Annotated in this window: 19 protein-coding genes and 1 pseudogene; 13 read left to right on the forward strand and 7 right to left on the reverse strand. The window is 65.4% G+C overall.

The genetic code is table 11. The features are described from left to right. Positions 1–5: 5 nt before the first annotated feature. Complete coding sequence (gene pta, locus ACIPZB_RS03720; protein WP_400639048.1) at positions 6–2,093, reverse strand: phosphate acetyltransferase; 2,088 nt, start codon at positions 2,091–2,093, stop codon at positions 6–8. Between the two features lie 29 nt (positions 2,094–2,122). Then, on the reverse strand, positions 2,123–2,410 hold the full coding sequence (locus ACIPZB_RS03725; protein WP_400639049.1) for a DUF3565 domain-containing protein: 288 nt from the start codon (positions 2,408–2,410) through the stop codon (positions 2,123–2,125). A 12-nt stretch (positions 2,411–2,422) separates the two neighbouring features. Between ACIPZB_RS03725 and ACIPZB_RS03730 the strand changes: the two genes are divergently transcribed. The 3 genes from ACIPZB_RS03730 (at position 2,423) to ACIPZB_RS03740 (ending at position 4,850) form a co-directional block, all read left to right on the forward strand. Continuing rightward, a complete protein-coding gene (locus tag ACIPZB_RS03730; RefSeq protein ID WP_400639050.1) occupies positions 2,423–2,908 on the forward strand; it encodes a peptidylprolyl isomerase in 486 nt (161 codons plus the stop codon). A 144-nt stretch (positions 2,909–3,052) separates the two neighbouring features. Further along, the gene (locus ACIPZB_RS03735) at positions 3,053–3,535 is read left to right on the forward strand and encodes a glutathione peroxidase (protein WP_400639051.1); all 483 of its coding nucleotides are present in this window, start codon (positions 3,053–3,055) and stop codon (positions 3,533–3,535) included. A gap of 211 nt (positions 3,536–3,746) precedes the next feature. After that, on the forward strand, positions 3,747–4,850 hold the full coding sequence (locus ACIPZB_RS03740) for an NADH:flavin oxidoreductase (RefSeq protein WP_400639052.1): 1,104 nt from the start codon (positions 3,747–3,749) through the stop codon (positions 4,848–4,850). Here ACIPZB_RS03740 and ACIPZB_RS03745 read toward each other — a convergent pair. Further along, entirely contained in the window at positions 4,819–6,033 is a 1,215-nt protein-coding gene (locus ACIPZB_RS03745; protein WP_400639053.1) for a glycosyltransferase family 4 protein, read from the reverse strand. The genes ACIPZB_RS03740 and ACIPZB_RS03745 overlap by 32 nt on opposite strands. 178 nt (positions 6,034–6,211) lie before the next feature. On the opposite strand from ACIPZB_RS03745, the gene ACIPZB_RS03750 reads away from it, so the two are divergent. After that, entirely contained in the window at positions 6,212–7,528 is a 1,317-nt protein-coding gene (locus ACIPZB_RS03750) for a methyl-accepting chemotaxis protein (protein ID WP_400639054.1), read from the forward strand. 31 nt (positions 7,529–7,559) lie between these two features. Here ACIPZB_RS03750 and cysZ read toward each other — a convergent pair whose 3' ends face one another. Beyond that, positions 7,560–8,288 (reverse strand): sulfate transporter CysZ, encoded by a 729-nt coding sequence (cysZ, locus tag ACIPZB_RS03755; protein WP_400639055.1) that lies wholly within the window; start codon positions 8,286–8,288, stop codon positions 7,560–7,562. A 332-nt stretch (positions 8,289–8,620) separates the two neighbouring features. On the opposite strand from cysZ, the gene trxB reads away from it, so the two are divergent. Beyond that, a complete protein-coding gene (gene trxB / locus ACIPZB_RS03760) occupies positions 8,621–9,583 on the forward strand; it encodes a thioredoxin-disulfide reductase (RefSeq protein ID WP_008097075.1) in 963 nt (320 codons plus the stop codon). A 161-nt stretch (positions 9,584–9,744) separates the two neighbouring features. Here the strand turns inward: trxB and nadC are convergent, their stop codons facing one another. Beyond that, complete coding sequence (gene nadC, locus ACIPZB_RS03765; RefSeq protein WP_008097079.1) at positions 9,745–10,593, reverse strand: carboxylating nicotinate-nucleotide diphosphorylase; 849 nt, start codon at positions 10,591–10,593, stop codon at positions 9,745–9,747. A gap of 242 nt (positions 10,594–10,835) precedes the next feature. On the opposite strand from nadC, the gene ACIPZB_RS03770 reads away from it, so the two are divergent. The 5 genes and pseudogenes from ACIPZB_RS03770 (at position 10,836) to ACIPZB_RS03790 (ending at position 16,736) form a co-directional block, all read left to right on the forward strand. Beyond that, positions 10,836–12,992: a DUF1631 domain-containing protein gene (locus tag ACIPZB_RS03770; RefSeq protein WP_400639056.1), complete on the forward strand. Its 2,157-nt coding sequence runs from the start codon at positions 10,836–10,838 to the stop codon at positions 12,990–12,992. 100 nt (positions 12,993–13,092) lie between these two features. Next, complete coding sequence (ampD, locus tag ACIPZB_RS03775; protein WP_008097084.1) at positions 13,093–13,665, forward strand: 1,6-anhydro-N-acetylmuramyl-L-alanine amidase AmpD; 573 nt, start codon at positions 13,093–13,095, stop codon at positions 13,663–13,665. Continuing rightward, positions 13,662–14,492, forward strand: a complete 831-nt coding sequence (ampE, locus tag ACIPZB_RS03780) for a regulatory signaling modulator protein AmpE (RefSeq protein ID WP_400639057.1) — start codon at positions 13,662–13,664, stop codon at positions 14,490–14,492. Before ampD ends, ampE begins: the two co-directional genes overlap by 4 nt. 1,182 nt (positions 14,493–15,674) lie before the next feature. Then, positions 15,675–15,878 (forward strand): annotated as a pseudogene (locus ACIPZB_RS03785) (HAMP domain-containing protein); the annotation flags it as partial. A 153-nt stretch (positions 15,879–16,031) separates the two neighbouring features. After that, positions 16,032–16,736: a methyl-accepting chemotaxis protein gene (locus ACIPZB_RS03790; protein ID WP_400639355.1), complete on the forward strand. Its 705-nt coding sequence runs from the start codon at positions 16,032–16,034 to the stop codon at positions 16,734–16,736. 99 nt (positions 16,737–16,835) lie between these two features. Here ACIPZB_RS03790 and ACIPZB_RS03795 read toward each other — a convergent pair whose 3' ends face one another. Continuing rightward, on the reverse strand, positions 16,836–17,612 hold the full coding sequence (locus ACIPZB_RS03795) for a TatD family hydrolase (protein ID WP_400639058.1): 777 nt from the start codon (positions 17,610–17,612) through the stop codon (positions 16,836–16,838). A gap of 2 nt (positions 17,613–17,614) precedes the next feature. Continuing rightward, positions 17,615–18,610 carry a catabolite repressor/activator gene (cra, locus tag ACIPZB_RS03800; RefSeq protein ID WP_008097089.1) on the reverse strand — a complete coding sequence of 332 codons (996 nt, stop codon included), beginning with the start codon at positions 18,608–18,610 and terminating at the stop codon, positions 17,615–17,617. A gap of 293 nt (positions 18,611–18,903) precedes the next feature. On the opposite strand from cra, the gene ptsP reads away from it, so the two are divergent. The 3 genes from ptsP to ACIPZB_RS03815 are packed head-to-tail and all read left to right on the forward strand — an operon-like array spanning position 18,904 to position 24,434. Continuing rightward, a complete protein-coding gene (gene ptsP / locus ACIPZB_RS03805; protein ID WP_400639059.1) occupies positions 18,904–21,756 on the forward strand; it encodes a phosphoenolpyruvate--protein phosphotransferase in 2,853 nt (950 codons plus the stop codon). Next, positions 21,757–22,704 (forward strand): 1-phosphofructokinase, encoded by a 948-nt coding sequence (pfkB, locus tag ACIPZB_RS03810; RefSeq protein ID WP_400639060.1) that lies wholly within the window; start codon positions 21,757–21,759, stop codon positions 22,702–22,704. Then, positions 22,701–24,434: a PTS fructose-like transporter subunit IIB gene (locus ACIPZB_RS03815; protein WP_400639061.1), complete on the forward strand. Its 1,734-nt coding sequence runs from the start codon at positions 22,701–22,703 to the stop codon at positions 24,432–24,434. The genes pfkB and ACIPZB_RS03815 overlap by 4 nt, the downstream gene beginning before the upstream one ends. Positions 24,435–24,446 lie beyond the last annotated feature (12 nt).

Genomic DNA, 24,446 nt, shown 5'->3' on the forward strand with positions numbered 1-24,446 from the left:
AGGCCTCAGCGCACCTCGCTCGCCTGAATCGCGGTCAGGGCGATGGTATGCACGATATCGTCCACCTGAGCCCCTCGCGGCAAGTCGTTCACCGGCTTGCGCAAGCCCTGCAGCATCGGCCCCAGGCTGACCCCGTCGGCACTGCGCTGCACCGCCTTGTGGGTGGTGTTGCCGGTGTTCAGGTCAGGGAATACGAACACCGTCGCGCGCCCGGCCACCGGGCTTTGCGGCGCCAGCTGACGGGCAATCTGCGGGTTGGCGGCGGCGTCGTATTGAAGCGGCCCATCGATCAGCAAACCGTGGTCTGCGGTTTGCGCCAGGCGCGTCGCTTCGCGCACTTTCTCCACTTCTTCATCGCTTGCCGAATCGCTTGAGTAACTGATCATCGCCACCCGTGGGGCAATGCCGAAGGCTTGCGCCGAATCGGCGCTCTGCCGGGCGATTTCCGCAAGCGCCTCGGCACTGGGGTGCGGGTTCATCACACAGTCGCCATACACCAGCACCTGCTCGGGAAACAGCATGAAGTACACCGACGACACCAGGCTGGCGCCCGGCGCGGTCTTGATCAACTGCAGGGCAGGGCGGATGGTGTTGGCGGTGGAGTGGACCAGGCCCGACACCAGGCCGTCGACCTCATCCAGCGCCAGCATCATGGTGCCGATCACCACCGGGTCTTCCAGCTGCTGTTCGGCCATGGGCGCGTTGAGGTTCTTGCTCTTGCGCAGGTCGACCATCGGTTCGACGTAGCGGCCGCGAATCAGCTCGGGGTCCAGCACTTCCAGGTCGGCTGGCAGGGTAATGCCCTGGGCGCGGGCGACGGCCTCGACTTCCTCGGGCTTGGCCAGCAGCACGCAGCGGGCGATGCCGCGCGCCTGGCAGATCGCGGCGGCCTGTACCAGCAGCGGCTCGGCACCTTCCGGCAGGACGATGCGCTTGTTGGCCTGCTGTGCCCGCTGGATCAGCTGGTAGCGGAATACCGCAGGCGACAGGCGCAGCTCGCGGGGCGTGCCACAACGCTGGTGCAGCCAGGCAGCATCGAGGTGGCTGGCGACGAAATCGGTGATGAACTCGGCGCGTTCGCGGTCGTCCACCGGGATTTCGCGGTTCAGCGAATTGAGCTGATTGGCCGTGTCATAGGAGCCGGTGCTGACCGACAGGATCGGCAGCCCGGCCTGCAGGGCACCACGGCACAGGCCAAGAATGCGGGCATCGGGCTTGCTGTCGCTGGTCAGCAGCAGGCCGGCCAGCGGCACGCCATTGATCGCCGCCAGGCTCACGGCCAGGATGATGTCATCGCGATCACCCGGCGTGACCACCAAGGTGCCCGGGGTGAGCAGCGGCACGGTATTGGCCACGGTGCGGGCGCAGATGATGATCTTGTTCATGCGCCGCTGCTCATAGTCGCCGGCATTGAGCACCTGGGCACCGAGCAGATCGGCCACATCGCGGGTGCGCGGGGCGTTCAGTTCGGGTTGGTAGGGGATGCAGCCGAGCAGACGGAAGTCGTTGCCGCGCAGCAATGGCGAATGTTCGCGCAAGCGAGTGGCGAAGTCGGCCATGCTTTCGTCGGTGCGCACTTTGTTGAGGATTACCCCGAGCACCTTCGGATCACGCGGGCCGCCGAACAACTGGGCCTGCAGCTCGACGCGCCCTGACAGCTCGCTGAGCACTTCGTTTTCCGGCGCCGAGACCAGGATCACCTCGGCGTCGAGGCTCTTGGCCAGGTGCAGGTTGACCCGTGCCGCATAGCTGGCATGGCGGGTCGGCACCATGCCTTCGACCACCACCACATCATTGCCGACGCAGGCTTGCTGGTAGAGACGGATGATTTCTTCGAGCAATTCGTCGAGCTGGCCATCGCCAAGCATGCGCTCGACCTGGGCCAGGCTCAGAGGCATGGGGGGCTTGATGCCGTGGGTGCGGGCGATCAGCTCGGTGGAGCGTTCCGGGCCGGTGTCGCCGGGGTGCGGCTGGGCGATCGGCTTGAAGAAGCCGACCTTGAGCCCGGCGCGCTCCAACGTGCGCACCAGGCCCAGGCTGATCGAAGTCAGGCCGACACCAAAATCGGTCGGCGCGATGAAAAATGTCTGCATGTGCTTCTCGAAATAAGCGTTGCAAGGAGTCAACGGCCAAGGGTAGCGCTATCGGCCTGCTGTGCACACCAGCCACAGGCGAAAGCCTGGCCGATGCGCTGCGCCCGTTGCTCTGGGTCGAGCACCCACGGGCGCGCCTGCCAGGGCGGCTGGTGGCGCAGGTGCTGGCTGTGGCCGCAGGACAGCTCGACCACCCAGTGGCCGTCTTCGTCCTGATGAAAGCCCGTGATCCGACTGGTGGGTCGCCCCTCGTCCGAGGCGCGTTCGCAATCAGGCGATGCCTTGGTTACACTTGTGAGTTCTACATTCTTATGCAAAAGGTCTTACCCATGCTGATCGCCGCCAACAAGGCTGTCTCCATCGACTATACCCTGACCAACGACGCTGGGGAGGTCATTGACAGCTCCTCCGGCGGTGCACCGCTGGTATACCTGCACGGTGCTGCCAACATCATCCCGGGCCTGGAAAAAGCCCTGGAAGGCAAACAGGCTGGTGACGAGCTGGAAGTTGCCATCGAGCCGGAAGAGGCCTACGGCGAATACCTGGCCGAGCTGGTCAGCACCCTGAACCGTAGCCTGTTCGAAGGCGTCGACGAGCTGGAAGTGGGCATGCAGTTCCACGCTTCGGCGCCGGACGGCCAGATGCAGATCGTTACCATCCGCGACATCGACGGCGACGACGTCACCGTCGACGGCAACCACCCACTGGCTGGCCAGCGCCTGAACTTCAAGGTCAAGGTCATCGATGTGCGTGATGCCAGCGAAGAAGAAATCGCTCACCGCCACATCCATGGCGAAGGTGGCCATCACCACTGATTTTCTGCGCTAAGCTCAGAAGGTCGCCAGGCGCTCGGACAAGCCGGCTCGCCTCCCCGAGGGAGGTGCACGGCTTGGATGAGCGCCTTTTTAGTGGGCGCAATTCGCCCCAGCGGCAACCGGGAACCTGAGAGGGGATACAACATGAGTGCATTTCACGACCTGACATTGAAGGCGCTGAACGGCCAGGACCTGCCCCTGGCTCCGTTCAAGGGCCAGGTGGTGCTGGTGGTCAATGTCGCCTCCAAGTGTGGCCTGACGCCGCAATACGCCTCGCTCGAGAAGCTCCAGCAGCAGTTCAAGGGCAAGGGGTTCAATGTGCTTGGCCTGCCCTGCAATCAGTTCGCCGGCCAGGAGCCTGGCAGCGAAAAGGAAATCCAGGATTTTTGCAGCCTCAACTATGGGGTGAGCTTCCCGCTGGGCGCCAAGCTCGAGGTCAACGGGCCGCAGCGCCACTCGTTGTACCGACTGCTGGCGGGCGAGGGAGCCGAGTTTCCTGGTGACATCACCTGGAATTTCGAGAAGTTCCTGGTGGGCAAGGATGGGCGGGTGTTGGCGCGTTTCGCCCCGCGTACCGCGCCGGATGATCCGGTCGTGCTGCAGGCTATCGAAAAGGCCTTGGGCTGAGCACAGGGGGCCGCTTCGCGCCCCAATCGCCGGCAAGCCGGCTCCCACAGGTGTTGCGGCGCCGCAGATCAGGGTGGGAGCCGGCTTGCCGGCGATTGGGGTGCGAAGCGCCCCCAGCGATACATCAGAATCACTCAAATCAATAATGCTGTGCTCAGCTCCCCTCTGCCCCTAACCTCAGGCGCATTTCCTCCCTCAGACGGAAGCGCCCATGTCCACCAATCCCCTGTTCCAGCCCTTCACCCTCGGCGCGCTCGAGCTGTCGACCCGTGTCGTCATGGCGCCCATGACCCGTACGTTCTGCCCCAGTGGCGTCCCCCATGCCGGTGTGGTCGAGTACTACCGCCGCCGCGCCGCTGCTGGCGTGGGCCTGATCATCACCGAGGGCACCACGGTCGAGCACAAGGCCGCCAACGGTTACCCCAATGTTCCGCGCTTTCACGGTGAAGACGCCTTGGCAGGCTGGAAGCAGGTGGTCGATGCGGTCCATGCCGAAGGCGGGCGAATCGTCCCGCAGCTCTGGCACGTAGGCGCGGTGCGCCGCCTGGGCACCGAGCCGGACGCCAGCGTGCCGGGCTACGGGCCGAGCGAGAAGGTCAAGGATGGCCAGGTACTGGTGCAGGGCATGAGCCACGACGATATCCGTGAAGTGATCGCCGCCTTCGCCCAGGCCGCCCGTGATGCCCAGGCCATCGGCATGGATGGCGTGGAGATCCATGGTGCCCACGGGTACCTGATCGACCAGTTCTTCTGGGCCGCCAGTAACCGCCGTGACGATGAATACGGTGGCGACCTGGCTGGCCGCTCGCGCTTCGCCATCGAGCTGATCCAGGCCGTGCGGGCGGCGGTGGGGCCAGACTTCCCGATCATCTTCCGATTCTCGCAATGGAAGCAGCAGGACTACAGTGCGCGCCTGGTGGAAACGCCAGAGGCCTTGGCTGCCTTCCTCAAGCCACTGTCCGACGCGGGTGTGGATATCTTCCACTGCTCCACTCGGCGTTTCTGGGAGCCGGAGTTCGAAGGCTCGGCATTGAACCTCGCCGGCTGGACGCGCCAGCTGACCGGCAAACCGACCATCACCGTGGGCAGCGTGGGGCTCGATGGCGAGTTTCTGCAGTTCATGGTCGATACCGACAAAGTGGCCAAGCCAGCCAGCCTGGAAGGCCTGCTGCGCCGCCTGGGCGACGAGGAGTTCGACCTGGTGGCGGTGGGCCGGGCCTTGCTGGTGGACGCCGAATGGGCGCAGAAAGTGCGCCAGGGCCGTGAGGCAGACGTGCTGCCGTTCAGCCGCGAGGCGCTGTCGACCCTGGCTTGATGGCCAAGGCAGGGTCTGTCACCGGGCTGCTGGCGGGCAGCGCGCGGCAGGCATTGCTCAGGTGCATCTCGAACTGCTCGACGATCGCTGGCCAGCCTTGACGGCTGGCATGCTGGCGAGCGTTGAGTCGAACCCGGCGCAAGGTTTCGCTTTCTTCCAGCAACCAGCAGGCCGCATCGATGAAGGCCGCCTGGTCGCCGGGCATGGCCAGGGCACCACTGTGGCCATGGCGAATGTGCTGCGCAGCGGCGGCCTCGTCATAGGCGACCACCGCCAGGCCCGAAGCCATGGCTTCGAGCACCACATTGCCGAAGGTTTCGGTCAGGCTCGGGAACAGGAACAGGTCGCCGCTGGCGTAATGTTCGGCCAGGGTCTCACCCCGCTGCGCGCCGCAGAACAGCGCTTCTGGCAGTTGTTGTTCCAGGGCTGCCCGCTGGGGGCCGTCACCGACGACGATCAAGCGCAAGCGCTGCTGTGGATAGGTTTTCTGCAGCGCCGCCATGCAAGGGCGCAGCAGTGCCAGGTTCTTTTCCGCGGCCAGGCGCCCGACATGCAGCACGGCAATGTCATCCGCACCAAGCCCCCAGGCCTCGCGCAGTGACTGGCTGCGCCGGGCCGGGTTGAACAGGCAGGCATCGACGCCACGGGCCATCAGCGCCAGGCGCTCGAAGCCGCGGCGTTCCAGTTCCACGCGTTGGCTGGCGCTGGGCACCAAGGTGGCGACGGTGCGCCGGTGGAACCAGCGCAGGTAGTGGGTGAGCAGGCGCGCTAGCAGGCCCAGGCCATACTGGCCGGAATACTGCGGAAAGTTGGTGTGGAAACCACTGACCACCGGTACGCCCAGGCGCCGGGCCGCGCGCAGCGCGCTAAGCCCCAGCGGGCCTTCCGTGGCGATATACAGCACGTCCGGGCGCTGCCTGCGCCAACGCCGCAGCAGGGTGTGCATCGACACTTCGCCCCACTGCAGGCCAGGGTAGCCGGGCAGCGCCCAGCCGCGGCACAGCAGCAGCTGCTGGTCGTTATCCACAGGCACTTCGCCCGCCTGGCGCGGCCGCACGATCTCCACAGGATGGCCACGCTGGCGCAGCCCGTCGCTCAGGCGGCCAAGGGTATTGGCCACCCCATTGATTTCGGGGGGGAAGGTCTCGCTGACCAGGGTGATGCGTAGGGCAGGTGTATTCATGAGAAAAAGTGTCCGCTTGCTGCATTGCGCGCTTGTGACGGCCGCATGACATGCAGATGACGGCTGAACGCCGGCCATTTCAGCTGTGTGAGTTTTTCCTTGCAGGCTGCTCAAGAACCCCCGCCGGGCAGCCGATGAAGTTGCATTCGATCAGGTCATGCGCTCCGGGAGAGCGGGAATGTTCAACAGCAAGCTCAAGAAAGAAATCCAGCAACTGCGTGAGGAGCTGCTGTGCGTCGAGCAGGTCAAGCACAGCCTGGACAGCGAAATGCTGGTACTGCAACTCGACCCCCAAGGTCGCATCGAGGAGGTCAATGGCAACTTCGAAAAAGAGATGCTCTACCGTGCCGAACAACTGATCGGACGCAATATCGAAGAGATCGTGCCGGCGCATGTGAAGCAGCTCGATTTCTACCAGCGCATGAAAAGCGCCATCAGCCGTGGTGAGCACCTCAACGGGGCGTTCCGCCTGCAGCGCGGCAATGGCGAGGAAGCCTGGCTGCGCTCGATCCTGCAACCGGTCAAGACCGCTGACGGCCGGATCAAGTACTTTTCCATGCATTCCAGCGACCTGACCCGCACCATCGAGACCTCGCGCGAGCACGAGAGCCTGATCAAGGCATTGATGCGCTCCACCGCCGTGATCGAATTCAACCTCGATGGCCAGGTGCTCACGGCCAACGAGCGTTTCCTGCAAACCCTGGGTTACAGCCTGGAGCAGGTACGCGGCAAGCATCACCGCATGTTCTGTGAGCCGGAGGAGGCCAGCTCTGCGGGCTACCAGGCGTTCTGGGACAAGTTGCGCCGCGGCGAATACGTGGCCGAACGATTCAAGCGCGTCGACGCCCATGGGCGCACCGTCTGGCTGGAAGCGTCCTACAACCCGATCTTCGATACCCACGACGTGCTGTACAAAGTCGTCAAGTTCGCCACCGTCATCACCGAGCAGGTCAACCAGGAGCAAGCCGTGGCGCAGGCGGCGGACATCGCCTACACCACCTCGCTGGAAACCGACCACAGTGCGCGCAAGGCCACCGATGTGGTGACCCAGACCGTGGAAGTGATGCGCGGCCTGGAGGGCTCGATGCAGGACGCCGCCGAAGGCATTCAGGCGCTGGACAAGCAGTCGAAGGTGATCGGCGCGATCATCAAGACCATCAGCGACATCGCCGGACAGACCAACCTGCTGGCGCTCAACGCCGCCATCGAGGCCGCCCGGGCCGGCGAACAGGGCCGCGGTTTTGCCGTGGTCGCCGACGAAGTCCGGCAGTTGGCATCGCGCACCAGCAGCGCCACCGAAGAGATCGCCAAGGTGGTACAGCAGAACGAGCAGCTGGCTCAGGCGGCGGTGGACATCATCGATACCAGCAAGCGCCAGGCCGAACAGGGGCTGGCGCTGGCGGCGGATACAGGTGGGGTGATCGTCGAGATTCAGGAAGGCGCGAAGAAGGTGGTGGATGCGGTGGGGCAGTTTTCCAGTCAGTTGAGTCAGTGAGCGAAGGCGCCGCGATGCGGCGCCATGGCTTTCAGTTGCGCTCGCGCACCCAGAACAACGTCGCCCCCGCCACCGCTGCAGGCATCATCAGGATATTGACGAACGGGATCATCAACGCGAGGTAGGTGATCCCACCGAAGCCCATGCTCTGCCAGCGCTTCTGCCGCAACCAGGCCAGCATGTCCTGCCAGCTCATCTTGTTGTTGTCCGCCGGGTAGTCGATGTACTGGATGGCCATCATCCACACGCCGAAGATCAGCCACAGCGGTGCGGCGATCACGTTGACCACCGGGATGAACGACAGGATGAACAGGCCGATGGCGCGCGGTAGGAAGTAGCCGAGCTTGCGCATCTCGCGGCCGAAGGTACGCGGCACCATGGCCACCAGTTCACCCCAGCTGAATGCCGGGAAGTTGTCCTGGCCGCGCACCACCACCTCGACCTTCTCGGCCAGAAACCCGTTGAACGGCGCGGCGATGATGTTGGCCACCAGGGTGAAGGTGAAGAACACCATCAGCACCAGCAAGGCGACGAACAGTGGCCAGAGGATGTAGTTGAGGAAGCTCAGCCAGTCCGGCAGGGTCGGCATCAGGGAGTCGAGCCACAGGCTGAACTGGTGCCCGGCGAAGTAGATCAGGCCGCCGAACAGCAGCAGGTTGATCGCCAAAGGCAGCAGCACGAACAACCGCAGGTTGGGGCTCAGCACCAGTTTCAGGCCTTCGCGCAGGTACTGGGTGCCAGAGAGGACAGGGGCTTGCATCGATACGCTCCGCACAGAAGGAAAACGCGCTGACCTTACCGAGTTTGTTGCGCCGACGAAAGGCAGGCGACCATGAAGAAACCACCTGTAACAAATGCTCCAGAGCGGTTTTTAACCGATGGAATCCGCAGATAGAGGATGCCTATGAGGTGGATTGTCGAAGGATATTTCCTTAATCTCTGCCACCTCGCTACAGTTCGCTCAACTTTCCGCTTTCTGGACCTGCGCGTTGTAGCCTTCCCCAAGTGCTGCGTGGGTCCTTTTTAACTTTCCAGCTGGCGCCGCCGGTATCCCGATGCTGGCCCCTGCGCCCCGCTCGACAGGAGTTCGACATGTCTGAAGTACGTCATTCGCGCGTCATCATCCTCGGTTCCGGCCCTGCCGGTTACAGCGCCGCGGTCTATGCCGCCCGTGCCAACCTCAAGCCGCTGCTGATCACCGGCATGCAGGCCGGCGGCCAGCTGACCACCACCACCGAAGTCGACAACTGGCCGGGCGACCCCCACGGCCTGACCGGCCCGGCGCTGATGCAGCGCATGCAGGAGCACGCCGAGCGCTTCGAGACCGAGATCGTCTTCGACCACATCAATGCCGTCGACCTGGCCAACAAGCCGTACACCCTGCAGGGTGACAGCGGCAAGTACACCTGCGACGCCCTGATCATCGCCACTGGCGCCAGCGCACGTTACCTGGGCCTGCCGTCGGAAGAAGCGTTCATGGGCAAAGGCGTTTCCGCCTGCGCAACCTGCGACGGCTTCTTCTACCGCAACAAGCCGGTAGCGGTTGTCGGCGGCGGCAACACCGCCGTGGAAGAGGCGCTGTACCTGGCCAACATCGCCAGCAAGGTGACCCTGGTGCACCGTCGCGAGACCTTCCGCGCCGAGAAGATCCTGGTCGACAAGCTCAACGCCCGTGTGGCCGAAGGCAAGATCGAGCTCAAGCTCAACGCCACCCTGGACGAAGTGCTGGGCGACAACATGGGCGTGACCGGTGCGCGCCTGAAGAACAACGACGGCAGCAGCGACGAAATCAAGGTCGACGGTGTGTTCATCGCCATTGGCCACACCCCGAACACCTCGCTGTTCGAAGGCCAGCTGACCCTCAAGGACGGCTACCTGGTGGTCAACGGTGGCCGTGAAGGCAATGCCACCGCGACCAACGTCGAAGGCGTATTCGCCGCCGGTGACGTGGCTGACCACGTTTACCGCCAGGCCATTACCTCGGCGGGCGCGGGCTGCATGGCGGCGCTGGATGTCGAGCGTTACCTGGACGGGCTGGCCAACGCCTCGTTCTGATCTGATATCGCCGGGGCTGCTTTGCAGCCCATCGCCGGCAAGCCGGCTCCCACAGAAAAGCAGCGCACTACCTGTGGGAGCCGGCTTGCCGGCGATAGGGCCCTCAGCCACTGCAAAAAAAAACCGGCCCATTGGCCGGTTTTTTTATTGCCCGCGATCAGTCACAAACTCAACCGCATCGACAGGTCCACAGCCTTCACATCCTTGGTCATGGCACCAATCGAGATGTAATCCACACCCGTCTCGGCGATCACCCGCAGGGTGCTCTCGTTCACCCCACCACTGGCTTCGAGCTTGGCCTTGCCCGCAGTGATGCGCACCGCTTCGCGCATTTCGTCCAGGGTCAGTTCATCGAGCATGATGATATCGGCACCGGCCGCCAGCGCCTGGCGCAACTCGTCCAGGCTTTCCACCTCGATTTCCACGGGCTTGCCCGGCGCGATGCGGTGCGCCGCCGTCACGGCCTCGGCCACGCCACCACTGGCGGCAATGTGGTTTTCCTTGATCAGGAAGGCATCGTAAAGGCCGATACGGTGGTTGTGGCAACCGCCGCAGGTCACGGCGTACTTCTGCGCCAGGCGCAGGCCGGGGAGAGTCTTGCGGGTGTCGAGCAAGCGCACCTGGGTGTCGCCGACCAGATCGGCGAGAAAGCGCGCGCGGGTGGCCACGCCCGACAGCATCTGCAGGAAGTTCAGCGCACTGCGCTCGCCGCTGAGCAGCGAACGGGCCGGGCCTTCGAGGTGGAACAGCGGCTGGTTGGCAGTGGCACGGTCGCCGTCGCTCACCTGCCAGTGCACCGCTACACGCGGGTCGAGCTGGCGGAACACGGCATCGACCCAAGCCGTGCCGGCAATCACGCAATCTTCACGGGTGATGATGGTGGCCTTGGCCAGGCGCTCGGCCGGGATCAGCTGCGCGGTGATGTCGCCACTGCCAATGTCCTCCAGCAGCGCGCGGCGCACGTTGGCTTCGATCTCGGCGGTCAGGTCGGCAAGGCGTAGGTTCGGCATGTTCGGCTCCACAAGCAAGATGCCGGCGATTATAGGGCAGGGGGCCGGTGTGTACAGCGGCCTTGCAGCTGACCTTTGGTCAGGCCGGCAGAGCATTTGCTCAAAAGCAGGGTCTTTGAGCAGCAAGCGAAGAGCCGCTGGCAGCTGTCAGTTTTTTTACCGATAATGGCGCCTAGTATTTGGCGTCATAGCTTTGACGATGTTTTGCGCCATCGCACTCATCACCCAGCAAGGAGTCCGGGATGCATAAAGAAGGCAAGGTGGTGCCCTTGGCGGCCGCCATCGATCGAGGGGCGCGCACGCCCTTGCCTTGCCTCCCGGTGTTGCTCCTGCAGATTCGCGACAAGGCCGCCGTCCAACTGCGTCTAGGCCTGCAGGCATTGTTCGACAATGCCGACGACACCCTCTTCGAGATGGCTGACAAGGCGCTCGACCGGCATGACCAGCATCTCTATTTCGAAGCCATGCGTGACCTGCGTCTGAAGCGCAAGAGCATCGAGCGGGGCTTCCTCGACAGCTTCCATGCCACCTTCGCACATATCGGCCAAGTCGATCCCTTGGGCGAGGCCGACAGCCTTGGCAACAACGCGCAACGGGAGCGCGCAGCCGCCGTCGATGGCATGGTCGCGCGGGTGCTGTCGCGTGACGGTGTTGCCTTCGCACAATTGGGCCTGCGTTTGCAAAACCTGCTCGAACGGCCGCTGGCCGAGCGGCAAAACCCACTTGGGCCAGCGGCACTGTGCAGGTACTTCCTGGATGCGGGGCGTAGCCTGGGTGTCGGTCTGCGGGTCAAGCTGATCCTGCTGACCTTGTTCGAACGCTATGTGTTGCGTGACGTCGACGTGCTCTATGGCGAGGCCAACCAGCTGCTGGCTGCCGCCGGTGTACTGCCAGCGCTCACGCCAGCGCCGCGCCGGCGTGCCGAGGACCGTCGCCAGATCGCCCAACGGGTGAAGGCCAACCTGTCGGCGGACGATGCCATTGGCGCGGACAACGCCGGCCAGGCGTTCTTCGCCTCGCTGCAAGTGCTCCTGGCGCCGGCTCGTGAGCGTATCGCGCCGCGCCTGCAAGCCCATGGTGCAGCGCAGCCGATCAATACCGCCGACCTGCTGCGCCTGCTTTCGCACCTGCAGCGCTACGTGCCTGTCACGGTCGAGGATGACGACTTCGACCTCGGCCAGCAGCTGGAGCAGTTGCTGTTGCGAGTCAGCGTGCGCAGCGGTACCCGTCGGTGCATCGCCACGGCCGACGTCGACATGATCAACCTGGTCGGCCTGCTGTTCGCGTCCATCCAGGCCGACGACAACGTGCCGCTGAGCCTGCGTGCGCTGCTCGCACGGCTGCACATCCCGCTACTCAAGGTGGCATTGCTGGACAACGGGCTGTTCAGCAAGGCCAGCCACCCGGCTCGTCGCCTGCTCAACGAGATCGCTGCCGTGGCGATCGGTTGGGATACCGGCGGCGAGGGCCTGCGGGACAGCTTGCACGTGCGGGTGGAGCGGATCGTCCAGCGCCTGCTCAACGATTTCTCCGAAGACCCGGCGGTGTTCGCCGAGCTGCTCGAAGATTTCCACGCCTTCAGCCATGACGAGCGCCGTCGTAACGAGCTGCTCGAACAACGCACCCGCGACGCCGAAGAAGGGCGCGCCCGTGCCTTGCAGGCCCGCCTGCAGGTGCAGCAGGCGCTCAACCAGCGCCTGCATGGGCGTGTGCTGCCGCAGGTGGTGGTGCAGATGCTGGTGCAGTCATGGAGCCAGGTGCTGTTGCTGGCCTGGCTGAAGCACGGCGAGGCCTCCCAGGCGTGGCACGACGCACTGGCGACCATGGACAGGCTGCTCGCCAGCATCACCCCGCACCCCGAGCCGGAGACCTTGCTGCAACAGGTGCCAGGCTTGCTCAAGGCGCTGCGCGACGGCCTGGCCGGGGTGGCGCTGGACTCGGCGGCCACCCGCGAATTCTTCCTGCAGCTGGAGCAACTGCACCTGCGCGCCTGCGTCGGGGCGCCGGGCATGGCCGGTAGCGCTGATCCGGCGCTGGCTGACGTGCAAGTGGATGAAGCGATCGTGTTGGCCATCGCCGAAGGGCCAACCTGTGCGCCGCTGCGCCCGCTCGACGAGCAGGCCGTGGAATGGCGCGTGGTGCGGCAGCTGCGTATCGGCACCTGGGTCGAGGTGCGCGACGATGACGAGCCGCTGCGCTGCAAGCTGGTGGCGCGTATCGACAGCAGCGACCGCCTGGTCTTTGCCAACCGTACCGGCATGAAGGTGCGCGAATGGAATACCGCCGGCCTGGCCCTGGCGTTGCGCCGCGGTGAAGTGCGGGTGCTGGATGACGGGCTGCTGTTCGAGCGGGCGTTGGGGGCAGTGCTCGAACGCTTGCGCCAGCAACAGGTTCATTGAAGGCAGTCGCGCTGCCGGCATTACAATGATTCACATGCAATGCGCCGCCTGGGCAGGGCATACTGCCGTTCTGTACCCGGCGTTTTTCAGGATCTTCCCCATGCAATTGGACCGTGCCACTGGCTGGTTCCACGGAATCGGAATCACCCACTGCCCCTCGCCGAACTTCAATGCCCGCCCCGAGGGCGAATCGATTTCCCTGCTGGTGATCCACAACATCAGCCTGCCGCCCGCCTGTTTTGGCAGCGGCAAGGTGCAGGCCTTCTTCCAGAACCGCCTGGACCCCGATGAACATCCCTACTTCGCCAGCATCAGCCACCTGACCGTGTCGGCGCACCTGTTCGTCGAGCGTGACGGCGCCGTGACCCAGTTCGTATCCCTGCTCGAACGCGCCTGGCATGCCGGGGTTTCGCGCTTCGACGGGCGTGAAGGCTGCAACGACTTTTCCATCGGTATCGAGCTGGAAGGTACCGACGATCTGCCCTATACCGATGCCCAGTACGCCGTGCTGGCGCAACTGACCCGGCACATCCAGGCGGCCTGGCCGGCGATCGACCTGGGGCGCATTCAGGGCCACAGCGACATCGCCCCGCAACGCAAGACCGACCCCGGCCCAGCTTTCGATTGGCCGCGCTATCGCGCCGACGTGAAGGACAACGAGGACAAGGCATGAGTTTTCTGGTGTTGTTGCTGGCACTGTGGGTCGAGAAGTTTTCTGCCCTGCGCCATCAGGTGCAACGGGATGGTTTCTTCCTGGGTGAACTGATACGCCTGGAGCGCAGCGGCAAGGTGCATCCCTGGTGGACCCTGGCCATTCTGGTACTGGCGCCGGTGGCGGTGCTGGTGTTGCTGCTGCATGTGCTCGACCCGGTGGCCTACGGCTTGCTGGCCTTGCCGGTGCACCTGCTGGTGCTGATCTACAGCCTGGGCCGTGGCGATGCCAAGGCATCCCTCGGGCCATTCCGTGATGCCTGGCGGCGGGGTGACGACCAGGCCGCGCTGCATGTGGCCGAGCGCGACCTGGGGTTGGCGGCCGACGAGCCGCACAGCCTGCTGGTGCGGGTACAGGGCAACCTGTTGTGGCAGGTGTACCAGGGCTTCTTCGCGGTGATTTTCTGGTATTTCGTGCTTGGCCCTGGGGCGGCACTGGGTTATCGGCTGCTGGCACTGACAGCCGAGCACAGCGGGCAGCCTGCGCTCAAGGCCCGTGCCGAGCAATTGCGCCATGTGATGGACTGGCTGCCGGTCCGGCTGCTGGCCATGAGTTTCGCCCTGGTGGGCAACTTCCTCGCGGTGACCCGCGTGATGCTGCACGAGGTGCTCAACTGGCATATCAGTGCGGCGCATCTGGTGGCCAGGGTCGGGCGGATTGCCGACGACATTCCCGATCAAGAAGATAGCCAGCGTGGCTTGGGGCGGCTGGATAGCCTGTGGGAATTGCTGCTGCGCGCTGCCGTGCTGTGGTATGCGGGCTTTGCCTTGTGGACGGTGCTGGTCTGACCTGACCTGCTTTCCCCTGTGGGAGCCGGCTTGCCGGCGATAGGGCCCGAACAGGCAACCCAAAAACTGTGTCGTGCCTGTACCGGCCTCATCGCCGGCAAGCCGGCTCCCACAGGAATGGGGGCAAGCCGCCGGTTAACCTTAAGTTACAAACCTCCGATTCGATCTGCGCTATAACAGGGTGGCCTAGTGCTATCTCTCGCAGAATAACAAGAATCCATGGAGGTGCCCGTGAAGCGTTCGCTCTACCCGGCAATCGCACTGATGAACCGGCTGAGCTTTGGCCAGAAGTTCAGCCTGATCAGCGTCCTGTTCTTCCTGCCCATGCTGGCCACCAGTGTTTACCTGGTCCGCGACGCCTACCGGCAGTTCCATTTCACCCGCGCCGAGTTGCAAGGCATAGGCCCGTTGAGCGGCAGCCTGGCACTGCGCGCAGACTTGGAGACCCTCGGCAACCTGGTGCAGATCAATACGGCGCTGGGCCAGTCCGGCAAGGCCGGCGACCTGGAGTCGCGCATCGCAGTCTTGCAGGACAAGGTCCAGGCGCAGCTGCAGGCGCTGGCAGGCGAGGAGTCGGTCCCACAGGACAAGCGCGAAGAACTGGCCAGCACACTGGCCAGTGCGCGGGGCGAGTCGTCGTTGCTGAGCAAGGCTGCGCTTTTCGACAAGTCGCTGGTGCAAGCCCAGGTGCTGAGCAGGCAGGTGGCCAGCCAGTCGGGGCTGAGCCTGGACAGCCAGCTTTCGGTGCGGCAGCTGATCGATTTGCTCGGTGTGGCCACGGCCCAGGCCAACCAGGCCCTGGGCGAAGGGCGCGTGATGGGTTCCGTTGCGCTTGGCCGAGGTTTCATCGACTCGTCCGGCAGCGCTCGCTTCGAAGATCTGCTGCAACGCCTGGAGCGTCTGGCCGCAGACTATTCCCTGCGCCTGGACGATGCCCTGGCCAGTGACCCTGCTGCCACGTCAGGCCTGGCGGCAGTCGCCAAGGCCAGTCAGGCAACCATCAGGCAAGCGGCTGCCTTGTTCGAGGAACAGGTGGTGGTGGCCGAAACCCTGGATGCACCCTGGCCGGCCTTTTACCAGCAGGTCACCGATCTGATGGCCCACACCTATCGCCTGAACGATGCGGTCATTGCCCATGTCCAGGGGCAACTGCAGGAGCGTCTTGTCGAGCAGCGCTGGCGAATGGTCGGCCTGGGCACCGTGTTGGCAGGCGTTTTTGCCCTGATCGTCTATCTGTACGGCGGTTTCTACGTATCGACCCGGGCGACCCTGCGCAATTTGGGTGGCGCCATGGACAAGGTGGCAGCGGGTGACATGACGGTCACTTTCCAGGCCCACAGCCGTGATGAGCTGGGCGAGTTGGGGCGGGACTTCAGCGAAACGGTGCAGCGTATCCGCGGGCTGATCGATCAGGTCGGGCGCACCGTGGTGGCCGTCGAGGAGCAGGCCGGGCAGGTGCTGGCGGTGTCGGCGCGAAGCAACCAGGCGGTCAGCGGCCAGCGCGAGCAGATCGAGCAGGTCGCCACGGCGATGAACCAGATGACGGCCACCGCCCAGGAAGTGGCGCGCAGCGCGGCGCTGGCCGCCGGTGGTGCGCAGCAGGTCAATCACGAAAGCGCCAATGGCCGTAGCCTGGTGCAAAGCCAGCAGGGCGGCATCGGCCGGCTGGCTGCCGAAATCGACCAGACGGTGTTGGCGATCAACCAGCTGGCAGACGACAGTCAGGCGATTGGCCAGGTGCTGGAGGTGATCCGCAGCATTGCCGAACAGACCAACTTGCTGGCGCTCAATGCCGCCATCGAGGCGGCCCGGGCCGGTGAGCAGGGCAGGGGTTTTGCCGTGGTCGCCGACGAGGTGCGCACGTTGGCAAGGCGTACCCAGGACTCCACGGCGCAGATCGCGCAGATGATCCAGCGCCTGCAGGACGGAGTCGGCGCGGCCGTGCGGGCCATGGGCAGCAGCCATCAGATGGCGACGGCGACGGTCGAGGAAGCGCGCCAGGTGCAGCAGGCGCTGGGCAATATCCTGGGGGCGGTGGGAGGCATCGTCGAGCAGAACCAGCAGATCGCGGCGGCGGTCGAGCAGCAGACGGCGGTGGCCCATGACATCGATCGCAATATTGTCGCGATCAACCGGGCGGCGCAGGACACCACGCTGGGTGCTTGCCAGACCGAGGATGCCAGCCGGGCGTTGTCGCAGCAGGTGGTGGAGTTGAAGCGGGTGATTGGGGCATTCAAGGTCTAGGTCGGTCAGTGCCGGCGCTATCGCCGGCAAGCCGGCTCCCACAGTGTCCGCGGCGCTGCGAAACCTGTGGGAGCTGGCTTGCCAGCGATAGGGCCAGTACTACCAGCCAAACAACTCACAGGCATTCTTGCTGCTGGCGTCCGCCAAGACTTCTGCCTCGATGCCCATCAGCTCGGCCAGCGCCCCGGCAATCTCAGGCAAGTGCTCGGGGCTGTTGCGCTGCCCGGCGAACATCGCTGGCGCCATGTCCGGCGAGTCGGTCTCCAGCACGATGCTTTCCAGCGGCAACCGCGCAATGGTCTTGCGCAACCGCAACGCCTGCGGCCAGGTCGCCGCACCGCCCAGCCCAAGTCTGAAACCCAGCTTGATGTACTCGCGCGCCTCTTCATAACTGCCGGCGAAGGCATGAATGACCCCCGCCCGCGCAGGCTTGTAGCGCTTGAGCGTGGCAATCACCTGGGCATGGCTGCGACGCACATGCAGCAGGACGGGCAGGGCGAAGTCACAGCCCATTTGCAACTGTGCTTCGAACAATGCCTGCTGGCGCGCCTTGTCCAGGTCTTCGAGGTAATAGTCCAGGCCGAACTCGCCCACGGCGCACAGCCGCGGGTCACCCTGCAGGCGCTCCAGCCATTCGCGCAACTGAACCAGGTGTTCGGGGCGATGCTGGTCCAGGTAGACCGGATGCAACCCAAGTGCCGCCTGCACGCGCGCTTCGCTGCACGCCAGGTCCCAGACCCGCTGGAAATTGGCCTGGTACACCCCAAGCACCACCATCCGCTGCACACCGCGCGCCGCCGCATTGGCCAGCAGGCGCGAGCGGTCGGCGTCGAAGTCAGGGAAGTCCAGGTGCGTGTGGGTGTCGATCAGGCGCATGTTCAGCCTGCTGCAATGCGTTGCTTGAAGGTTCGACCAATGGCATGCACGCCGGGTTCGTAGCGTTTTTCTTCGATCGCGGCCAAGGCCAGTTCCAGCGCTGTGGCGGCGATCAGGCCATGCTGCTGGGCCATGGCATTGACCGGCAGCGGCAGGAAGTCGAGCAGCTGGTTGTCACCGAAGGTGCCCAGTTGCAGGTGGCGCGAATCGGCCGGGCGCGCTTGCAGGGTGTCGAACACGCCTTGCAGCAGCACATAGGAGGTGGTCACCAGGGCTTCTGGCAACCCGCCCAGCTCATCGATCAGTTGCGCCATCAGGCGTTGACCGCACGCACGGCTGAAGGCCTCGCCCTCGTAGCGACGCACATCGCCGGCAAACCCTTGCAAGGCTTCGTCGAAACCGCCGGCGCGGGCCTGGCTGACCGACAGCTCCGGACGCGCACCGATCAACGCGATGCTGCGCGGCGCGGTGGCCAACAGGCTGCCGGCCAACTGGCGGCTGGCATCGCGGTCGTCACTGATGACCGAGCAGAAGTGCGTCGGGTCCAGGCGTCGGTCGATGGCGATCACCGGCAGGCCTTTGTCCTGCAATTCGCGGTAGCTGTCGTCTTCTGGCGGCAGGCAGCTGGCGACGAACAGGGCATCGCAGCGCCGGGCACGGAACAGCTGCTGCAGTTGGCGCTCGCTGTCCGGTTGGTCGTCGCTGCTGGCAATCAGCAACTGGTAGCCACGGGCGCGGGCGCCTTGTTCCAGTTGTTTGGCGATGCGGGCGTAGCTGGGGTTCTCCAGATCCGGGAGAATGAAGCCCAGGGTACGGGTGTGCCGGCTGCGCAGGCCTGCGGCCTGAGGGTTGGGCGTGAAGCCATGGGCCTCGACCACCGCGCGCACACGCTCGACAGTGCTGTTGCTGATGCGCTGCTGTTCGGCCTTGCCATTGATGACGTAACTGGCAGTGGTCACGGACACACCGGCCAGACGGGCGATATCGCTGAGTTTCACCGAGTTTTCCTTGTTATTACCGGGACTGGTCGTGGGACAGGACCGAGTAGTTTGACCCGAGCAGGCTGCCACGCGCAGACGACCATTGTCGCAATTGTCCGACAGGATGGGGCTTTTTCCCTGGAAGATTATCGAGTAACGTGGCCACTTGGTCAGGTTAAACGTTTCAGCTGAATATTTTTCTGCCTCGGCTGCCGCGCGTGCAAGGCTGCTGAACTGGCTGAATACGTGAATTTCACAACAATACCTCAGTACCCGGCATTTAGAGCAAGGGGCTGCAAAAGGAGAAGGTCATGCTCGAGCTCGCCAAAGAGCAGATAGCCATGGGCCAGACGGCCGCCGACAAGGCCGAGGCATTGCGCTTGCTGGCGCAGTGGCTGGTGGCCGATGGCCTGGTCGCCGAAGGCTACCTGCAAGGGCTGCAGGCGCGGGAGGCGCAAGGCTCGACATTCCTAGGCCAGGGCATCGCCATCCCCCACGGCACCCCGCAGACCCGTGACCTGGTGCATGCCACCGGGGTGCGCTTGCTGCAGTTTCCCGAGGGTGTCGATTGGGGTGACGGACAAATCGTCTACCTGGCCATTGGCATTGCAGCCCGCTCCGATGAGCACCTGCGCCTGTTGCAATTGCTGACCCGTGCCCTGGGCGAGACCGATTTGGCCGAGGCTCTGCGCCGGGCCAATTCCGCCGAGGCGCTGCTCAAGCTGCTGCAAAGCGCGCCACAGGAGCTGGCCCTGGATGCGCAACTGGTCGGCCTGAACCTGCCCGCCGAGGATTTCGACGAGCTGGCCTGGCGCGGTGCGCGCTTGCTGCAACGCGCCGGTTGCGTCGACAGCGGCTTTACCGCCGTGTTGCAGCAGGCCGAGCCGTTGCCCCTGGGCGAGGGCCTGTGGTGGCTGCACAGCGAGCGCCAGGTACGCCAGCCGGGGCTGGCGTTCGTCACTCCGCAGCAACCCTTGCGTCATCGCGATCAGCCCTTGAATGGCGTGTTCTGCCTGGCCAGCCTCGGGGCTGCGCACCAGGCGCTACTGGAGCGTCTTTGCGAAGTGCTGATCGAAGGTCGGGGTCAGACGCTGTACCAGGCGACCAGCAGCCGCGCGGTGCTCGAAGTGCTGGGTGGCGAGGCGCCGGCAGACTGGCCCAGTGCGCGCATCGCCTTGGCCAACCCTCACGGCCTGCACGCCCGCCCGGCGAAGATCCTCGCGCAACTGGCCAAGGGCTTCGACGGCGAGATTCGCCTGCGCGTGCTGGACAGCGCGCAACCGGCAGTGTCGGTCAAAAGCCTCAGCAAGTTGCTCAGCCTGGGTGCCCGTCGAGGGCAAGTACTCGAACTGACCGCCGAACCGTCCATCGCCAACGACGCCTTGCCAGTGCTGCTGACGGCGATCAAGGAAGGCCTGGGCGAGGAGGTGGAACCACTGCCTGAAGCTGCGGTGCAGGTTCCGCCAGCACCCGTCGAAGTGCTTCAGGCACCGGCTGCGGGCAGCCGCATCCAGGCCGTGGGCGCGGCACCGGGCATTGCCAGTGGGCCGGCGCATGTCTGCGTCGAACGCGAGATCGACTACCCATTGCGTGGCGAGTCGCCCGCGCAAGAACGGCTGAAGCTGCAGCAGGCCATGGCAGCGGTGAACAACGCGCTGCAGGCGCTTGTACAGCGCAGCGACAAAGCCATCGGCGAGATCTTCGTCACCCACCAGGAAATGCTCGCCGACCCAGCGCTGAGCGACGATGTCGAACTGCGCCTGGCCCAGGGCGAGAGTGCCGCAGCCGCGTGGATGGCCGTCATCGAAGCGGCGGCACGCCAGCAGGAGGCGCTGCACGATGCGCTGCTGGCCGAGCGCGCTGCCGACCTGCGCGATGTCGGGCGTCGGGTGCTGGCGCAGTTGTGTGGCGTGCAGGCCCAGGCCGAACCCGAGCAAGCCTACGTGCTGGTGATGGCCGAAGTCGGCCCTTCCGATGTCGCTCGCCTGGACCCGGCACGGGTCGCCGGCATCGTCACCGCCCATGGCGGTGCCACTGCCCATAGCGCGATTGTCGCCAGGGCCCTGGGCATTCCGGCAGTGGTCGGCGCGGGGGCGGCGGTGCTGCAGCTGCAGGCCGGCACCCCGTTGCTGCTCGATGGCCAGCGCGGCACCCTCAGCGTTGCGCCGCCAGCGGCTGAATTGCAGCGCGCGCTGGCCGAACGCGACCAGCGCGAGCAACGTCTGCAAGCGGCCTGGGCCGATCGCCACGCACCGGCAGTGACCCGCGACGGCCATGCCGTCGAGGTGTTCGCCAACATCGGCGAAAGCAGCGGCATCGACAAGGTGGTGGAACAGGGCGCCGAAGGCATCGGCCTGCTGCGCACCGAGCTGCTGTTCATGGCCCACCCTCAGGCACCGGACGTCGCCACCCAGGAAGTCGAGTACCGCCGTGTGCTCGACGGTCTGGGCGGGCGTCCGTTGGTGGTACGGACCCTCGATGTGGGCGGCGACAAGCCCTTGCCCTACTGGCCGATCCCCACTGAAGACAACCCGTTCCTCGGCGTGCGCGGGGTGCGTCTGACCCTGCAGCGGCCGCAGATCATGGAAGACCAGCTGCGCGCCCTGCTGCGCGCTGCCGACCAACGCCCGCTGCGGATCATGTTCCCGATGGTCGGCCAGGTGCACGAATGGCGTGAAGCGCGGGCGATGGTCGAACGCTTGCGCGCAGAAATTCCGGTCGCCGACCTGCAACTGGGGATCATGGTCGAGGTGCCATCCGCGGCGTTGCTGGCGCCACAGCTGGCGCGCGAGGTGGACTTCTTCAGCATCGGCACCAACGACCTGACCCAGTACACCCTGGCCATCGACCGTGGCCACCCGAGTCTCTCGGCCCAGGCGGATGGCCTGCACCCGGCGGTGCTGAGCCTGATCGACATGACCGTGCGCGCCGCCCATGCCCACGGCAAGTGGGTGGGGGTGTGCGGCGAACTGGCCGCCGACCCGCAGGCCGTGGCAGTGCTGCTGGGCCTGGATGTCGATGAACTGAGCGTGGCCGCCCGCAGCGTTGCCGAAGTCAAAGCCCTGGTTCGCCAGGCCGATCACCCGACGGCCCGCGCCCTGGCGCGCGAGGCCCTGCAACAGGACAGCGCCGCGGCGGTTCGCGCGCTGGTGGAGCGTTACTGAATGGCCAAGATCCTCACCCTGACCCTGAACCCGGCACTGGACATCACCGTCAGCCTCGACACCTTGCGCCCGGGGCACGTCAACCGTGCCCACGACCAGCTCAGCCACGCTGCCGGCAAAGGCCTGAACGTGGCCCAGGTACTGGCCGACCTGGGGCACAGCGTGACCGTCGGTGGCTTCCTTGGCCAAGACAACCTGCAGCCGTTCGAGGCGCTGATCGAGCGGCGCGGGTTTGCCGACTGCTTTGTCCGCGTCCCCGGCGAAACCCGCAGCAACCTCAAGCTGGTCGAGGCCGATGGCCGGGTCACCGACATCAATGGGCAAGGGCCGCAGGTCGATGATGCCGCCCGCGCGGCGCTGCTGCATCGGCTGCAGGCGATAGCACCGGGGCATGACGCCGTGGTGGTGGCCGGCAGCTTGCCGCGTGGCATCAGCCCGGAGTGGTTTCGCCAATTGCTCGAACAACTGAAGGCGCAGGGCCTGAAGGTCGCCCTCGACAGCAGCGGCGACGCTCTGCGCGCCGGTCTGCAGAGCGCACCTTGGCTGGTCAAGCCCAATACCGAAGAGCTCGGTGAAGTGCTCGGCCTGGTCGTGGACGGTCCTGCCGAACAGCGCGCCGCCGCCGAGCAGTTGCTGGCCAGTGGTGTCGCGCATGTGGTGGTGTCGGCGGGCGAGCAGGGCGTCAGCTGGTTCGCGGCTGGCCAGGCGCTGCATGCCCAGCCGCCGCGCGTCCGTGTGGCCAGCACCGTGGGCGCCGGTGATTCGCTGGTGGCGGGCATGGTCCACGGCCTGCTGCTGGCCGAAGCCCCGGCGCAGACCCTGCGCCGCGCCACCGCCATCGCCGCCCAGGCGGTGACTCAGGTCGGCTTCGGTATCAGCGACCGCGAACAACTGGCGCGCCTGGAAGCCGCCGTGCAACTGACAGAACAACAAGAGGGTTGCCGATGAACATTGCCATTGTCACCGCCTGCCCCAACGGTCAGGTGTCCAGCGTGCTGAGTGCGCGCTTGCTGGCGGCGGCCGCGCAGCGCCGCGGCTGGAATACCTGCGTCGAAGTCGTGGACGCCGAACATCCCGAGCGCCAGCTCACCCCCGAGCAGATTGCCGATGCCGACTGGGTGTTGGTGGTCAGTACCGGTGCGCTGGACCTGGCCCGGTTTTCCGGCAAGCGTGTGTACCAGAGCACGCCGGCCCAAGCCCTGGCCGACCGCGAAGGGTTTCTCGACCAGGCTGCCGCCAACGCCCAGGTTCACGTCGACGTGCCTGCCCTCGTGCAGCCGCCCGCGGCTGCGCGCATTGTCGCGGTCACCGCTTGCCCGACCGGCGTGGCGCACACCTTCATGGCTGCCGAGGCCCTGCAGCAGGCCGCCCAGCAGCTGGGCTATTCGCTCACCGTGGAAACCCAAGGCTCGGTTGGTGCGCGCAACCCGCTTTCGGCCCAGGCCATCGCCGAGGCCGATGTAGTGCTGTTGGCCGCCGATATCGAGGTGCCCACGGCCCGTTTCGCTGGCAAGCGCATTTACCGCTGCGGCACGGGCATCGCGCTCAAGCAGGCGCGGGCGACGCTGGACAAGGCCCTGGCCGAGGCCAAGGTGGAAAGCGCAGGCGACACGGCTGCCAGCGCCGCTGCCGGCAAGGCCGAGAAGGCTGGGGTCTACAAGCATCTGCTCACGGGCGTGTCGTTCATGCTGCCGATGGTGGTGGCCGGCGGCCTGTTGATCGCGTTGTCGTTCGTCTTCGGTATCGAGGCCTACAAGGAGCCCGGCACCTTGCCGGCCGCCTTGATGCAGATTGGCGGCGAGGCCGCGTTCAAACTGATGGTGCCGCTGCTGGCGGGCTACATCGCCTGGTCCATCGCCGACCGTCCGGGCCTGGCCCCGGGGATGATCGGCGGCTTGCTGGCCGGCACCCTGGGCGCCGGTTTCATCGGCGGCATCATCGCCGGCTTTCTGGCCGGTTACAGCGCCAAGGCCATCGCCCGTTGGGCGCGCTTGCCGAGCAGCCTCGATGCGCTCAAGCCGATCCTGATCATTCCGCTGCTGGCCAGCCTGTTCACCGGCCTTGTGATGATCTACGTGGTCGGCCAGCCGGTGGCGGCCATGCTCGAAGGGCTGACGCACTTTCTCGACAGCATGGGTACAACCAATGCGATCCTCCTTGGCCTGCTGCTGGGCGGCATGATGTGTGTCGACCTGGGCGGGCCGATCAACAAGGCCGCCTACGCCTTCTCGGTCGGGCTGCTGGCTTCGTCGAGCTACGCGCCGATGGCTGCGACCATGGCTGCCGGCATGGTGCCGCCGATTGGCCTGGGGATCGCCACGTTCCTGGCCCGGCGCAAGTTTGCCCAGAGCGAGCGCGAGGCGGGCAAGGCGGCGTTGGCGTTGGGCTTGTGCTTCATCTCGGAGGGGGCGATCCCCTTTGCAGCCAAAGACCCGCTGCGGGTGATCCCGGCGAGCGTGGCCGGTGGCGCGTTGACCGGGGCGCTGTCGATGTATTTTGGCTGCAAGCTGATGGCGCCGCATGGGGGGCTGTTCGTGCTGCTGATCCCCAATGCGATCAACCATGCGCTGCTGTATCTGCTGGCGATCGTGGCGGGCAGCCTGCTGACAGCGGTGGTGTATGCCTTGATCAAGAAAAGTGAGCGGGTGGAGTTGGCGGTGGCGCCGGTGAAGGGTTGAGCCCTTCGCTGT

Source organism: Pseudomonas sp. NPDC089396 (assembly GCF_044749545.1).
GTDB lineage: Bacteria > Pseudomonadota > Gammaproteobacteria > Pseudomonadales > Pseudomonadaceae > Aquipseudomonas.